General features: G+C 70.3%; 14 protein-coding genes. 6 read left to right on the top strand and 8 right to left on the bottom strand.

Features of this window, described 5'->3' with window-relative positions; all coding sequences use genetic code 11:
- Positions 1–7: 7 nt before the first annotated feature.
- Positions 8–1,195: an HpcH/HpaI aldolase/citrate lyase family protein gene (locus ACFWFZ_RS32120; protein WP_387127230.1), complete on the bottom strand. Its 1,188-nt coding sequence runs from the start codon at positions 1,193–1,195 to the stop codon at positions 8–10.
- Between the two features lie 195 nt (positions 1,196–1,390).
- Between ACFWFZ_RS32120 and ACFWFZ_RS32115 the strand changes: the two genes are divergently transcribed.
- Complete coding sequence (locus ACFWFZ_RS32115) at positions 1,391–2,182, top strand: TerD family protein (RefSeq protein WP_387127138.1); 792 nt, start codon at positions 1,391–1,393, stop codon at positions 2,180–2,182.
- Positions 2,183–2,271: 89 nt separating this feature from the next.
- Here ACFWFZ_RS32115 and ACFWFZ_RS32110 read toward each other — a convergent pair whose 3' ends face one another.
- The 6 genes from ACFWFZ_RS32110 to ACFWFZ_RS32085 form a co-directional block, all read right to left on the bottom strand.
- The gene (locus tag ACFWFZ_RS32110; RefSeq protein WP_387127135.1) at positions 2,272–3,012 is read right to left on the bottom strand and encodes a Tellurium resistance; all 741 of its coding nucleotides are present in this window, start codon (positions 3,010–3,012) and stop codon (positions 2,272–2,274) included.
- Positions 3,013–3,142: 130 nt separating this feature from the next.
- A complete protein-coding gene (locus ACFWFZ_RS32105) occupies positions 3,143–4,255 on the bottom strand; it encodes a DUF475 domain-containing protein (RefSeq protein ID WP_387127228.1) in 1,113 nt (370 codons plus the stop codon).
- A gap of 34 nt (positions 4,256–4,289) precedes the next feature.
- Positions 4,290–4,865: a TerD family protein gene (locus tag ACFWFZ_RS32100; RefSeq protein WP_387127225.1), complete on the bottom strand. Its 576-nt coding sequence runs from the start codon at positions 4,863–4,865 to the stop codon at positions 4,290–4,292.
- Between the two features lie 164 nt (positions 4,866–5,029).
- Positions 5,030–5,605, bottom strand: coding sequence for a TerD family protein (locus ACFWFZ_RS32095; RefSeq protein WP_030026013.1), 576 nt, complete (start codon positions 5,603–5,605; stop codon positions 5,030–5,032).
- A 139-nt stretch (positions 5,606–5,744) separates the two neighbouring features.
- On the bottom strand, positions 5,745–6,203 hold the full coding sequence (locus ACFWFZ_RS32090) for a peroxiredoxin (protein WP_030026014.1): 459 nt from the start codon (positions 6,201–6,203) through the stop codon (positions 5,745–5,747).
- A 183-nt stretch (positions 6,204–6,386) separates the two neighbouring features.
- Positions 6,387–6,815 carry a DUF3052 domain-containing protein gene (locus ACFWFZ_RS32085; protein ID WP_387127132.1) on the bottom strand — a complete coding sequence of 143 codons (429 nt, stop codon included), beginning with the start codon at positions 6,813–6,815 and terminating at the stop codon, positions 6,387–6,389.
- A gap of 473 nt (positions 6,816–7,288) precedes the next feature.
- On the opposite strand from ACFWFZ_RS32085, the gene aceE reads away from it, so the two are divergent.
- Positions 7,289–10,021 (top strand): pyruvate dehydrogenase (acetyl-transferring), homodimeric type, encoded by a 2,733-nt coding sequence (aceE, locus tag ACFWFZ_RS32080; protein ID WP_387127130.1) that lies wholly within the window; start codon positions 7,289–7,291, stop codon positions 10,019–10,021.
- Positions 10,022–10,186: 165 nt separating this feature from the next.
- The gene (locus ACFWFZ_RS32075; protein ID WP_387127128.1) at positions 10,187–11,008 is read left to right on the top strand and encodes a potassium channel family protein; all 822 of its coding nucleotides are present in this window, start codon (positions 10,187–10,189) and stop codon (positions 11,006–11,008) included.
- Here ACFWFZ_RS32075 and ACFWFZ_RS32070 read toward each other — a convergent pair.
- On the bottom strand, positions 10,989–11,384 hold the full coding sequence (locus ACFWFZ_RS32070; RefSeq protein ID WP_387127125.1) for a peptidase inhibitor family I36 protein: 396 nt from the start codon (positions 11,382–11,384) through the stop codon (positions 10,989–10,991). The genes ACFWFZ_RS32075 and ACFWFZ_RS32070 overlap by 20 nt on opposite strands.
- A gap of 382 nt (positions 11,385–11,766) precedes the next feature.
- Between ACFWFZ_RS32070 and ACFWFZ_RS32065 the strand changes: the two genes are divergently transcribed.
- The 3 genes from ACFWFZ_RS32065 (at position 11,767) to ACFWFZ_RS32055 (ending at position 14,719) form a co-directional block, all read left to right on the top strand.
- Positions 11,767–12,423 (top strand): TetR family transcriptional regulator, encoded by a 657-nt coding sequence (locus ACFWFZ_RS32065; protein WP_387127123.1) that lies wholly within the window; start codon positions 11,767–11,769, stop codon positions 12,421–12,423.
- A gap of 238 nt (positions 12,424–12,661) precedes the next feature.
- Complete coding sequence (locus ACFWFZ_RS32060; protein WP_387127223.1) at positions 12,662–13,801, top strand: alpha/beta hydrolase; 1,140 nt, start codon at positions 12,662–12,664, stop codon at positions 13,799–13,801.
- A gap of 75 nt (positions 13,802–13,876) precedes the next feature.
- A complete protein-coding gene (locus tag ACFWFZ_RS32055) occupies positions 13,877–14,719 on the top strand; it encodes a DUF4429 domain-containing protein (protein ID WP_387127120.1) in 843 nt (280 codons plus the stop codon).
- Positions 14,720–14,837 lie beyond the last annotated feature (118 nt).

Genomic DNA, 14,837 nt, shown 5'->3' with positions numbered 1-14,837 from the left:
GGCCCGCTCACACCTGGAGTCCGGCCGCGAGCAGGTCGACGAAGCCGACCTGCTCCTTCGCCACACCGAAGACCTCGGCGCGCAGCATGGTGCGCTCGGCCCAGGCCCGGTGGGGCTTTACCTCGTTCATCTTGTTCGTGTAGGCGGAACGCATCACTCCGCCGCCGCCGCGCTCAGGCCGCAGGATGTCCTGTGCGTCGCAGAACTCCTCGTGGGAGACGACCGACAGGGCGTGCACGGGCGTGACGTGGGCGGGGTGGATGCAGGTCTTGCCGAGCAGCCCGTTGGCCCGGTCGAGCTCGATCTCGCGCAGCAGTCCGTCCAGGTCGTGCTCTATCAGCGCGGTGCGCAGATCCTCGACGCCCTCCTCCAGGAAGGGGCTGCGGCGCAGCTGGGGCTTGAAGAGGCGCTGCTGGCTGCGGAAGTACTCCCAGACGGGGCCGGTCACGGTGAAACCGGTGCCGTCGGCCCTGCTGAGGACGTTGACGACGTCCGCGATGACGCCGGCGACGATCTGCACGTCGTAGGCGGTCATGTCGGGGGTGCGGCGCAGGCCGTAGGCGGAGCAGAAGTCGGTCACGCCCAGGCGCAGCGCCAGGACCCGCTCGCGGTGGCTGTTGACCGTGCGGGAGATGCCGGCGAGGGCTTCGACGCGGGTTTCGAGGTGGAGGAGCTCCGGGGTCTCCAGGACGGGCATGGCATACAGCCGGGTGCGTCCGCTCGCGGCCTCCGCGTCGGCTAGGGCTTCGAGGAAGGGGACGCCACGCCGCTCGTCGAACTTCGGCAGTACGAATCCGGCCAGGTGCCGTACCGAGCGGCCGAGGCGGCGCGCCAGGTCGGGTATCTGCTCGGGCGTGCGGACGCGGATGAAGAGCAGGGGGAGCTCCGAACCGTCCTCCACGCCGCCGGCGCTGTCGCCGTCGAGATCGGCGAACTGGCGGACGAGGTTCTCCTCGGCTCCGGTGACGTCGGAGTCGCTGATGGAATCCTCCAGGCAGAGGACCATGGAGACGACTCCGCGGTCGGCCTGCTTGCGGATGTCCGCGGCCAGCGCGGGGCGGGTGGCCGGGCTGTAGAGGGTGGCCCCGAGGGCCGCCGCGAGGACGTGGGAGGGCGAGGCCCCGGTGAATTCCGCCGGTTCCTGGTGGAAGAGGTCCTTACGGACCGTGGGCGATACGTGCCCGAAGTGACGCATGTGCTTCCCCCGTACTGCCTCGGCGGCCCAATTTGGCATGGCCGGTAATAGTACGTACGAACGTGAGTGATGAGCTCGTCGAGCACATGAAGTTCCGGTAACCCTCTTGCACGATGCCCAGCTGCCGTGATCGGTACAAGGCCCTACGGGGGGCCGCATTGTCCCGCTCCACCCCGGGAGGGCAGGATGACGTGCATGACGCACGCGATGCAGAAGGGCTCGAACATCCCGGTGGCCCCCGTGGCGGTCCGGGCGGTGCTGCGCTGGACCGGCGGCCCGGAGGTGCCGGACGTGGACGCCTCGGCGCTGCTGGTGGGCCCGGACGGCCGGGTGCGTTCCGACGAGGACTTCGTCTTCTACAACCAGCCCCGGCACCCCTCGGGGGCCGTGTGGCGCCTTGGCAAGAAGCAGGTCGGCGACGCGATCACCGACGCCGTCCAGGCTGACCTGCGGACGGTGACCCCGTCCGTGGACCGGATCCTGGTGGTCGCCTCCGCCGAGGACGTCCCCTTCCAGCGGGTCCGGGACCTGCGGATCCTCCTGTACGACGCCACCGCGACCGGTGGCGCCGAGCCGCTGGCCTACTTCGACGTACGGCCCGAGACCGGTGCGGAGACGGCTCTGATCTGCGGCGAGCTGTACCGCCGGGGTGACGGGTGGAAGTTCCGGGCGCTCGGCGAGGGCTACTCCGACGGCCTGGTGGGCCTGGCGACCGACCACGGGATCTCGGTCGACGAGAACGCCGCCGAGCCCGACACGGGAGCGGGCGCGGGCGGGGGCGAGGGCGGGGCCTCCGGCCCTGCGGCCTCCTCGGCGGGGCCGGCCTCGGAGCAGACGACCGCGATGGCACCGCCGACGCAGGCTCCGCCGGCCGCCCAGCCCGCCTACGGCTACCCGCAGCCGGTGTCCCCGGCCCCGGTGCCCGGTGCGGGCGGGGACCCGTCCTTCCGGCTGCCGGCGCAGGGCCCGCAGTTCATCCGGCGCTGAGGCGCGGGCGCGGGCAGGGGCGTCGGCGCAGGCGGGGACAGCGGGGCGGGCGGGGACAGCGGGGCGGGAGCGTTCCGGGGCTACTGCGGTCACCTCTTGGTGCTCTTGTAGCCCCGCCCCCACTGGAGCCCCCAGCCGTACAGCCGGTCCAGCTCCGACTGGAACCCGTACACGAACTTCACCTCGCGCTTCACGACGAACTCGCCCTTGGCCTTCTCCAGGGAGACGACGGCGCAGGAGCGGGCCTGCGGGTGGCGCTCGTCCAGCGGGATCTCGATCCGCGGGCCCGTCACGGGGTAGAGGGTCACCATGGCGTGCGTCCGGTCGAAGGCCGGGGTCTGGTCGTAGATGTAGACGAAGACCAGCAGCCGCTTGATCTCGTCGACGTGGTCGAGATTGATGTAGAGGGTCTCCCCCGACCCCGATCCGAACCGGTCGTCCCCGCTGAGCTTGACGAACGGCGGGTCGTTGAGGTCGCCCAGCAGGTTGCCCAGCGGCTGGACGACCCCGCGCGTGCCGTCGGTCAGCTCGTACAGGCAGCCCATGTCGAGGTCCACATTGACCACGCCCTGGGTGTGCGCCTGCACCATCTCCGGCTTGAACAGCTTGAACGGGTGACGGAAGAGCTGGCCGCTCTGGCCGGAGCGGCCGCCGATGTCCGAGGTGCGCATGCGCCAGGACAGATTGACGCGCAGGTTGCCGTGGACGGCGCCCTGCCTGGTGAGCGACACCGTCGCATGCCGTTTGGTCAGCTCGATCGCGTTCGACGAGGCGCTGCCCGACTGGAACTGCGCGGCCCGGCTGCCCAGGATGCCGTCGAAGAAGCCCATCCCCTACCCCCCTGATCCCTGTTCCCCTGATCCCCTGGTCCCCGCGAATCCTACGGAAACGGGGCGGCCCGCCGGGTCCGTGAACCCGGTGGACCGCCCCGCATGGGAGCGTTCCGCATTAACGCCGCGGTCATGCCTCGGCGGTGGAACCCTCCAGTTCCATGCGCTTGTTGCGGCGCACCGAGGACCAGAAGGAGGCGGCGATCAGCACCACGCCGATGAGGCCGGTGATGATCTCGCTGATCTCGTGCTGGATGGTGACCAGCAGGATGACGGCGAGCGCGCCGATCGCGTAGTGCGCGCCGTGCTCCAGGTAGACGTAGTCGTCCAGGGTGCCCTGGCGGACCAGGTAGACCGTGAGCGAACGGACGTACATCGCTCCGATACCGAGGCCGAGAGCCATCCAGAAGATGTGGTTGGTGATGGCGAAGGCGCCGATGACCCCGTCGAAGGAGAAGGAGGCGTCGAGGACTTCCAGGTAGAGGAAGAGGAAGAACGCGGCCTTGCCGGCGAGGCCTACGGCGGAGACGGGCTTGCCCGCGGCCTTGGCCTTCTCCTCCTCCTCGTGCTCGCGCTCCTCTTCCTCCTCCAGCTTGTCCTCGAAGTACGAGGACAGGCCGCCGACGATGAGGTAGGTGATCAGGCCGGCGACGCCGGCGAGCAGCACGGTGGCGGACTTGTCCTGGTGGCCGGTGCTGGTGTGGGCGTTGACGGCGAAGGTCATCGCCGAGACCAGCAGCGCGATCAGGGCGACGCAGACCGACAGCATGTCGACCTTGCCGAGCTTGGCGAGCGGACGCTCCAGCCACGCGAGCCACTTGTGGTCGCGCTCCTCGAAGATGAAGTCGAGGAAGATCATCAGCAGGAACATTCCGCCGAAGGCGGCGATGGCCGGGTGGGCGTCCGTGACCAGGGCCTCGTACTGCTCGGGCTGGTCCAGGGCCAGTTGGATGGCCTCGATGGGGCCGACCTTCGCACTGATGGCGACGATCGCCACCGGGAAGACCAGCCGCATTCCGAAGACGGCGATCAGGATGCCGATCGTGAGGAAGATCTTCTGCCAGAAGGCATTCATCTTCTTCAGGATTCCGGCATTGACGACCGCGTTGTCGAAGGACAGCGAGATTTCGAGGATCGACAGGATCAGCACGACCCCGAACGCCTCCCACCCCCACTGCCACGCGGCAAAGGCAAGGCCGAGCGCCGTGATGGCGAACGACCAGCCGAAGGTTTTCAGAACCACTGGCACCTGGCACCCCATGCGTCTGTATACGGCTTTACGAAACGTTGACCCCGAAGTCTAGAGCGATGCCCCGGAGCCCCGACGCGTACCCCTGCCCCACCGCCCGGAACTTCCATTCGCCCCCGTACCGGTAGACCTCGCCGAAGATCATCGCGGTCTCGCTGGAGGCGTCCTCGGAGAGGTCGTAGCGGGCCAGTTCCTGGCCGTCGGCCTGGTTGACGACACGGATGAAAGCATTGCTGACCTGGCCGAAGCTCTGCCGGCGGGAGTCCGCCTCATGGATGGAGACCGGAAAGACGATCTTGTCCACGTTCGCCGGCACCCGGGAGAGGTCGATGATGATCGACTCGTCGTCGCCGTCGCCCTCGCCGGTGAGGTTGTCCCCCGTGTGTTCGACGGAGCCGTCGGGGCTCGTCAGGTTGTTGTAGAAGACGAAGTACTCGTCCCCCAGCACCCGGCCGCCGTTGCAGAGCAGCGCGCTGGCATCGAGGTCGAAGTCGGCTCCCGTGGTCGAGCGCGCGTCCCATCCGAGACCGATCAGAACCCTGGTGAGGTTCGGTGCGGCCTTGGACAGGGAGACATTGCCCCCCTTGGCGAGTGTGACGCCCATGTTGTGGTCCTCCCCGGACGACGGTGTGGCGATGCGACGGTCGAACAGCGGAACGGTGAAGCGGTGAAGCGGTGGAGCGGTCAAGCAGTGGAGTGCCGTGCGGGCGAAGCAGGTCCGGCGCCGTACACACAGTGCACGGCGCCGGACGGATGCTGCTCTCAGGCTCAGACGTTGACGCCGAAGTCCTGCGCGATGCCGCGCAGGCCCGAGGCATAGCCCTGGCCGATGGCGCGGAACTTCCACTCCGCACCGTTGCGGTAGAGCTCGCCGAAGACCATGGCGGTCTCGGTGGACGCGTCCTCGGAGAGGTCGTAGCGGGCGAGCTCGGTGTTGTCGGCCTGGTTCACCACGCGGATGTAGGCGTTGCGGACCTGGCCGAAGCTCTGCTGGCGGGTCTCGGCCTCGTAGATCGAGACCGGAAAGACGATCTTGGCGACATCGGCCGGCACGCCGGCGAGGTTGACCTTGATCGCCTCGTCGTCGCCCTCGCCCTCACCGGTGGTGTTGTCACCGGTGTGCTCCACCGAGCCGTCGGGGCTCTTCAGGTTGTTGAAGAAGACGAAGTTCGCGTCGCTGGCGACCTTGCCCTGGTCGTTGGTCAGGATCGCGCTGGCGTCGAGGTCGAAGTCGACACCGGTGGTGGTGCGAGCGTCCCAGCCCAGACCGACGATGACCGCCGTCAGGTTAGGCGCGGCCTTGGTCAGCGAGACGTTGCCGCCCTTGCTGAGGCTGACTCCCACGGGTCCTCCATTGGGTTCTGTGTGGGGCGGTGCCCCGTCGTGCGGTTGCTACCGGATCAACGTTTTGATCCTAGTGACGGGTTCCCGCCTGTAAGCGGTTTTCGCAGGGAACTGCGCGCAACGGCCCGCGCAGACGCACTCAGAGGCTGTCGAGCGCCTTGATGTACTCGTTCAGGTCACGCGCGTCGGGCAGTCCGTTGACGACAGTCCAGCGCACCACGCCGTCCTTGTCGATGATGAAGGTGCCGCGGACCGCGCAGCCCTTGTCCTCGTCGAAGACGCCGTACGCACGGGAGGTCTCGCCGTGCGGCCAGAAGTCCGACAGCAGCGGGTACTCCAGGCCCTCCTGCTCCCCGAAGACCCGCAGGGTCGGCACGGAGTCGTTGGAGACGGCGAGGAGCTGGACGTCGTCGTTCTGGAAGCGCGGGAGCTGGTCGCGCAGCTCGCACAGTTCACCGGTGCACACACCGGTGAAGGCGAACGGGTAGAAGAGCAGCACCACGGCCTTCTCCCCCCGGAAGTCGGAGAGCCGCACGGTGGCGCCGTGGTTGTCCTTGAGTTCGAAGTCCGGGGCCTTGTGGCCGACCTCGATCGCCATCTCTCGCATCCCTTCGTTCCCGCATCCCCGCGTTGGGCTGTTCGGGTGAGTCAAAGCCTATGGGGTGTCCTGCCCCCGGTCCGTCCCGGCGTGCCCGGGGTGTGGAACGCGCACACCCCGCCGACCGGGGTTTTCCTGGTCAGCGGGGTGTGGAAGCGTTGTCCGCTCGGCGGCGGGCGCGGCTCAGCGCTTGGACTTGACGGCGGTCTTGGGGGTCACCAGCTTGGTGGCGGCCCATTCCTTGCCGACGCTGACGCTCCTGGTCTGCGAGAGACCGGCCGTCTCGGCCGCCTCGCTGATGTCGCTGGCCTCGACGTAGCCGTCACGGCCCGTCTTGGGGGTCAGCAGCAGGATCAGTGCGCCGTCCTCGACCAGCTCGGTGGCATCGACCAGCGCGTCCGTCAGATCGCCGTCGTCCTCGCGGAACCACAGCAGCACCGCGTCGGCGACGTCGTCGTAGTCCTCGTCGACGAGTTCGCCGACCAGCTCCTCGACGAGGTCACGGAATTCCTGATCGACGTCGTCGTCGTAGCCGATCTCCTGGACCACCTGTTCGGACTGGAAACCCAGCCGGGCGGCCAGGCTCTCCGCGTGGTCCGCGGTCGCGCTCACGGGGTGCCTCCTGCTCATGTTCGGTGAATGTTCTTCGGCGGCGCGCGTACGCGCAGCATTGGGCGTAGTCCACACGGGCGCGGCGGATCGCGCAAGTACCCGGCCGCCGAGACCGTCGAAACGGTGACGATTGCGGCCGTCTCGCCGCAACTTTCAGGGTGCCCGTGTGCACCTCTGGTGATTCATCCCACACCATTCCAGCTCATTCGCATCGCATGAGGACTTTCCTACCTGTTTGAGGGACGAACGGCCTCCCGGGGACGCTGACCGGCTTGGGCGTAAGGTTGCGATTTGGTCGCACCCGCCACCCCGCACCGCGGAACCGGACCAGCCCGCACCTGCCGGGTCCCCCCGCAGATCGCAGGGGTTACCCAGTGGTACGGATGACGATTACGGCCGAGCGTACGACCATGGGAGGCGGCACCCCCCAGTTACAGCTTCAGCACGACTCCCCCCGACAGCGAAGGAACAGCGTGGCTTCCGCATCCGATCGCAATCCGATCATCATTGGCGGCCTGCCGAGTCAGGTCCCGGACTTCGATCCGGAGGAGACGCAGGAGTGGCTCGACTCCCTGGACGCAGCGGTCGACGAGCGGGGCCGTGAACGGGCCCGCTACCTCATGCTGCGCCTGATCGAGCGGGCCCGCGAGAAGCGCGTGGCCGTGCCCGAGATGCGCAGCACGGACTACGTCAACACGATCGCGACGAAGGACGAGCCCTTCTTCCCCGGCAACGAGGAGATCGAGCGCAAGGTCCTCAACGCCACCCGGTGGAACGCGGCCGTCATGGTCTCGCGCGCCCAGCGTCCCGGGATCGGCGTCGGCGGCCACATCGCCACGTTCGCCTCTTCCGCCTCCCTCTACGACGTGGGCTTCAACCACTTCTTCCGAGGCAAGGACGAGGGCGACGGCGGCGACCAGATCTTCTTCCAGGGCCACGCCTCCCCCGGTATCTACGCCCGCGCCTACCTCCTGGACCGGCTCACCGAGCAGCAGCTCGACGCGTTCCGCCAGGAGAAGTCGAAGGCGCCGTACGGCCTGTCCAGCTACCCGCACCCGCGGCTGATGCCGGACTTCTGGGAGTTCCCGACCGTCTCCATGGGCCTCGGCCCGCTGGGGGCGATCTACCAGGCGCGGATGAACCGGTACATGGAGGCGCGCGGGATCGCGGACACCTCCAGGTCCCACGTTTGGGCGTACCTCGGCGACGGCGAGATGGACGAGCCGGAGTCGCTCGGGCAGCTGTCGATCGCCGCCCGCGAGGGCCTGGACAACCTGACCTTCGTGGTGAACTGCAACCTGCAGCGCCTCGACGGCCCGGTGCGCGGCAACGGCAAGATCATCCAGGAGTTGGAGTCGCAGTTCAGGGGCGCCGGCTGGAACGTGATCAAGCTGATCTGGGACCGCTCCTGGGACCCGCTGCTGGCGCAGGACCGCGACGGCATCCTGGTCAACAAGATGAACTCCACCCCGGACGGGCAGTTCCAGACGTACGCCACCGAGTCGGGCGCGTACATCCGTGAGCACTTCTTCGGCGGTGACCAGCGGCTGCGCGCGATGGTCGAGAACATGACCGACTACCAGATCCAGCACCTGGGCCGCGGCGGTCACGACCACAAGAAGGTGTACGCGGCGTACGCGGCGGCCAAGGCGCACAAGGGCCAGCCGACGGTGATCCTGGCGCAGACGGTGAAGGGCTGGACGCTCGGCCCGAACTTCGAGGGCCGCAACGCCACGCACCAGATGAAGAAGCTGACGGTCGACGACCTCAAGCGCTTCCGTGACCGCCTGCACATCCCGATCACGGACGCGCAGCTGGAGAGCGGCGCGCCGCCGTACTACCACCCGGGCCGCAATTCGCCCGAGATCCAGTACATGCACGACCAGCGCAGTGCGCACGGCGGCTACGTGCCGACCCGTGTGGTGCGCGCCAAGCCGCTGCAGCTGCCGGACGAGAAGACCTACGCGGCCGCGAAGAAGGGCTCGGGCCAGCAGTCGATCGCCACCACGATGGCCTTCGTCCGCATCCTGAAGGACCTGATGCGGGACAAGGAGATCGGCAAGCGCTTCGTGCTGATCGCGCCCGACGAGTACCGCACCTTCGGTATGGACGCCTTCTTCCCGAGCGCCAAGATCTACAACCCGCTGGGCCAGCAGTACGAGGCGGTCGACCGCGACCTGCTGCTCGCGTACAAGGAGTCCCCGACCGGCCAGATGCTGCACGACGGCATCTCCGAGGCGGGCTGCACGGCTTCGCTGATCGCCGCGGGCTCGGCGTACGCGACGCACGGCGAGCCGCTGATCCCGGTCTACGTCTTCTACTCGATGTTCGGTTTCCAGCGCACCGGTGACCAGTTCTGGCAGATGGCCGACCAGCTGGCGCGCGGTTTCGTCCTGGGTGCGACCGCTGGACGGACCACCCTGACGGGTGAGGGCCTGCAGCACGCGGACGGTCACTCCCAGCTGCTGGCCTCGACCAACCCGGGCTGCGTGGCCTACGACCCGGCCTACGGGTACGAGATCGCGCACATCGTGCAGGACGGTCTGCGCCGGATGTACGGCCCGGAGGCGGAGGACGTCTTCTACTACCTGACCGTCTACAACGAGCCGATCCAGCACCCCGCGGAGCCGGCGGACGTCGACGTGGACGGCATCCTCAAGGGCATCCACCGGGTCTCCCAGGGCACCTCGGGCACCATCCCGGCCCAGCTGATGGCGTCCGGCGTGGCCGTGCCGTGGGCGCTGGAGGCGCAGCGGATCCTCGCCGAGGAGTGGAACGTCAGGGCGGACGTGTGGTCGGCGACCTCCTGGAACGAACTGCGGCGGGAGGCCGTCGAGGTGGAGGAGCACAACCTGCTCCACCCGGAGGAGGAGCAGCAGGTCCCGTACGTGACGCGGAAGCTGTCGGGTGCGGAGGGGCCGTTCGTGGCGGTCTCGGACTGGATGCGCTCCGTTCCGGACCAGATCTCGCGGTGGGTGCCCGGCGCGTACACCTCGCTGGGCGCGGACGGCTTCGGCTTCGCCGACACGCGCGGTGCGGCCCGGCGGTTCTTCCACATCGACGCCCAGTCGGTGGTGCTGGCGACGCTGACCGAGCTGGCCAAGGCCGGGAAGGTGGACCGCTCGGCGCTGAAGCAGGCCGTCGACAAGTACCGGCTGCTGGACGTGGCGGCGGCGGACCCGGGCGCGGCCGGCGGCGACGCCTGATCCCTGCGGGGGCCGTACGGACGAGGGCGGGCGCGGGCCGGTCGAGGCGGGGCTTCACCCGCCCGCCCGCTGCGGCCGGGTGGACGCCGCGTCAGCGGTCCTGGGCGCGGGTCCCGGCTTCGGCCGGGCCCGCGCCCCGTTTATACGTTGCTTACGATGCTGCGCATGAAAGAACCATCCCGCCGGCTGCTGTGGGAGCGGCGGACCCAGACCCCGCTCCTCGTCCTCGCCGTGGCCTTCGCCGTGGCGTACGCCGTGCCCATCGTCGCTCCGGACGCGAGCGCGCGGGTGCACAGCGCCTGCACCTATGTGGAGTGGGCGGTGTGGGGGGCCTTCGCCGTCGACTACCTGGTGCGGCTGGCCCTCTCGGCGGACCGGCGGCGGTTCGTGCGGACCCACTGGCTGGACCTGGCCGCCGTGGTGCTGCCGCTGGTGCAGCCGCTGCGGCTGCTGCGGCTCGTGGCCACCTTGGTGCTGGTGGGCCGGCGGGCCCGGATGGCCCCGCAGATCCAGCTGACGACGTACGTGGCCGGGGCCGTCGTCGGGCTGCTGATGTTCGGCTCGCTGGCCGTGCTGAGCGTGGAGCGGGACGCCCCCGAGGGGAACATCAAGAACCTGGGCGACGCCGTGTGGTGGTCCTTCACCACGATGACGACGGTCGGCTACGGCGACCACTCGCCCACCACCGGCCTCGGCCGCTTCCTGGCGGTCGGGCTGATGCTGTCCGGAATCGCGCTGCTCGGTGTGGTGACCGCCAACATCGCCGCGTGGTTCATCTCCCGGTTCGAACGCGACGACCAGGCCGAGCGGCTCCAGCTCGCCCTGATCCGGGAGCTCCAGGCGGAGGTGCGGGCGCTGCGCGGGGAGGTCAGTCGGCTGGGCGGCGCGGCGGAGCCGGCCGCGGCCCCGGCAGCCACCGCCCTGCCCGCCGCAGCCGGTCCGGGCGACCTCGCCGCCCAGCGTGGGGCTACCTCTCCCACACCTTGAAGGCCCGTACCTGGTAGGGGGACTGGGGCAGCCAGACCCCGTCGCCCGGATAGGTCTGGAACTCGCCGGTCTCCGCGCACTCAGCGGACTGGTACGTGGTGACCGGGCGCCCGGTGCGGTTGACGAGCGACTGGGCGCTGGTGCCGGCCGGCAGGGCGGTGCAGCTGTTGATGTCCAAGGTGCTCAGCTCGTGGGTCTGCCGGGTGCCCTTGAAGTCGGGTTTCGCCCACAGGCACAGCTGGCCGCTCGCGCAGGCCCCGAGGCCCGGCGGGCCCGCGGCGTGCGCCGTGCCGGCGGTACTCGGGATGAGGGCGCTGAGGGCCAGGGCGGTCGCGGCGAGGGTGGTGGTGACACGCGTGGTTCCACACGTACGCATGACGGGTCAACTCCTTGTGGACGGCGGGCGCCCGGACCGCTTCCGGTGCTCCGCTGACACCACGCTGACCTGCGGTGACGGTGGGGCGGAAGGGGCCTGGCGCGGGTCCACCCTGATAGGCGACAGCCCCGGTGGAACCGTCCGGAGCGCCTGTCGGCCGTACGGAGTTGACCCGTCCGGGAGCGGTCGAGGCGGGCCCGCGCCCGCCGCGTGGAGCTGCGGGCACTGCCGGCGACCGACCCGAACGTGTCATCCGCGACCCGCCGTTCGTGTGGGCGGCCGCGGCCTGCCGGCTTCTCGCAAACGGCTCAACGACTCGGCCGCGGCACCGTCGGTCACGGGTAATCTGTCCGCCCACCCGCCGTCAGGAAGGAGCCCTGCGGTGACGATCGAGGAGCGGACGGCTCCGGCCGCGCCGGTGGACGGACTGCGTGAACGCAGGAAGCGGCGCACGCGGAGCGCGCTGCTGCGCGCCTCGCTCGTGCTCTTCGTCTCCCAGGGGTACGAGCGCACCACCGTCGACGAGATCACCGCGGCCGTGGCCGTGTCCCAGCGCACCTTCTTCCGCTACTTCGCCAACAAGGAAGAGGTCGTCTTCGCCGTCCAGGACCTGGTGGAGTCGCACTTCGTCGCCCAGCTGCACGCGCGGCCGCCGACCGAGGGGCCCCTGGAGGCCCTGCGGGGCGCCGTGCTCGCCGCATGGGACACGGTCGACGACGCCCTCCGCGAGGTGGTCCCGGTCGACCTCTACATGCGCAGCTACCGGCTGATCGAGTCCACGCCGGCCCTGCTCGCCGTGCACCTGCGGCGTTCCACGTGCCTGGAGGAGCGGATCTCCCGGCTGATCGCCGCCCGCGAGGGCCTGGACGTGGACACCGACCCGCGGCCCCGGGTGGCGGTCGCCGCGTTCTTCGGCGTGATGAGGGTCACGGGGCGGCTCTGGGGGCGGGGCGACGACACCAGCGTGGACGCGATCCGCCGGCTGACGGACATGTACCTCGACGGCATCGGCCCAGCTCTGGCGGGGCGCTGGCACTGAGCCCCTCCCGAAACGCCGCATTCCGGATCTTTCACCCAGGCCTGGGAGGCCGCCCGTTCGCCCCGCCCGGGGTCCCACGGTCGGGCGTGAACCCCGTCACCCGGCGCGCCATGCCCGGAATCGGTCTCCTAGGCTGGTCCCAGTGAATCTGCCCGGCCTCGCCCACACCACCGTTCCAGGCGCCGACCCGCGCCCGGCCGCCCTGCGCGCGTTGCTCGCTCTGGCGGTCGTCTTCCTCATGCTGGCGACCACCGGCTGGACGACCGTGCACCGGCCCGAGGTCGGCACCCCGCTGCGGGCCGCGGCCCTCGACGCCTGGTCCAAGGCCCGGTGGGACGGCCGTCCGGTGCCGCCGGCGGACGCCCCCGTACGGACGGTGGCCCGTTTCTTCGCCGGCCTCGACGGCGCGCAGCGGGCCCGGCTCGCCGACGGCTACCCGCTCGTCGTGGGCAATCTCGACGGGGCGCCGATCGCCACCCGCTACCGCGCCAACCAACACGGCCTGGAGAAGGCCCGCCTGGTCGAGGAGGCCCGCAGCCATGACGTCGCGCTGACGCCGGCCGACCGGGCCGAGGCCACCCGGCGTGCCCACCGCTTCGCCTCGCTGGCCGAACCGGGGCGGCAGATCCTCGCGTTCGACCCCACCGGCGGCGGCCGCGTGGCCGAGGTCTTCGGCGACCTCGCCGGCGCCGAGCGGGTCTCGGTGATCGTTCCCGGTGTGGACACCGACCTCCTCACCTTCGAGCGCACCCAGCGCCGGCTGACCTCCCCGGTCGGCATGGCCGAGGCGCTGTACGGGGCCGAGCGGGCGGCCGCGCCGAACAGCCGGACGGCGGTCATCGCCTGGGCCGGCTACACCGCCCCCACCGGGGTCGGCATGGACGCCGCCACGGGCCGGATGGCCTTCGACGGCGCAGTCCGGCTCAAGGCGCTGACGGTTTCCCTGCCCGGGAATTCGAGCGTGGCGCTGTTCTGCCACAGCTACGGGTCGGTGGTGTGCGGGGTGGCCGCGCGCGAGCTGCCGAACCGGGTGACGGACGTGGTGGTGGCGGGCAGCCCCGGCATGCGGGCGGAGAACGTCGCGGGGCTGCGCACCTCGGCGCGGGTCTGGGCGACGCGCGACGAGGGCGACTGGATCGCGGACGTGCCGCACCTGGAGGTCGGCGGGCTGGGGCACGGCGCCGATCCGGTGTCCCCGGACTTCGGGGCGCGGCTGCTGTCCTCGGCCAGGGCCAGGAGCCACACCGGCTATTTCGCGCCAGGCACCGACTCGGTGGCCAACTTCGCCAAGATCGGAACCGGCGCGTTCGCTTCCGTTGTGTGCGCGACCGGCGACGATGCCTGCCGGCGCGGAATTTCCGGGACAGAGCGGGACTGACGCGCGTAGAGGCGCGGAAAACGGCTCCCTCACCGAGGGGGACGCGCGGGGGTGACGCCCTTTACCATGTGGCGCATGGGTGACGTACTGGCCGGAAATCATGCCGTCTGGGAGTTCGACTCGGACTCGGTGCTCATCCGCTTCGCTCGGGGGATGCGAACGCCAAGACTGTGGCAAGCGCTGGGTTCGCGCCGGATCCCCCTGGAAGCGGTGTCCGCTGTGACCGTGACCGCCGGAAGGCGGGACACGGTGGTCCTGCGCGCCGTCCCGCGCCCGGGCGCCGATCCGCTGATGGAGGCCGCCGCCGGGCAGCTGAAGGACGCCTGCGACCCCTACCGGATGGTGCTGCCGGGCGAACGGGCCACGTCGGCGGCCGCGTTCGCCGCCGCCCTGCGCTCCCGGCTCGGGCCCGACGCCGCCGAGCCGGCCCCGCGCTTCCTGGTCGACGTACCGCAGCCGCCCCTCCAGCTGAAGGCGTACGACGCGCGGGTGGGCTTCGACGGCTCGTCGGTCGGCTTCCAGTGGTCCCGCACCGGTGCCACCGGCACGAAATGGAAGGCGGGCGACCAGCGGTACCCGCTGGCCGAGCTCAGCGGCGTCGAGTGGCGCTCCCCCGGCGGCACCGGCGGTCACCTGCGGCTGCTGCTGCGGGATCCCCGGCAGACCCCGGCCGACCCCCGCCCGGACCACGACCTCGCGACGGCCGTCTTCAGCGTCGGCTACGGGGCGGTCCACGAGTCGCTGCCGTTCGCCGCGGCCGTCCTCGCCGCCACGCGCAGCCGCACCCCGGTCGGCGCCGCACGGGGCCGCTCCGGCGACGAGCGGCTCCGGCACCTGAGCGAGCTCTACTCGGCCGGCCTGCTGACCGATGGCGAGTACGCCACCCTGCGGGACCGTTTCACCGCCGACTCCCCCTAGGGGTCCTGTCTGGAGTTCCCCGCGGCGTTGCGGCGTCCGGCACCGCCGCTTCCGGCGTTGTCGTCAGTCGCCGACGCTCCGCGTCGACTCCCTCCTCCGCCTTGGATTCGACGGCACC

Source organism: Streptomyces sp. NPDC060232 (assembly GCF_042726555.1).
GTDB lineage: Bacteria > Actinomycetota > Actinomycetes > Streptomycetales > Streptomycetaceae > Streptomyces.
Note: the sequence above shows the minus strand (reverse complement) of the source record. Positions and strands in the feature narration are given on the sequence as shown.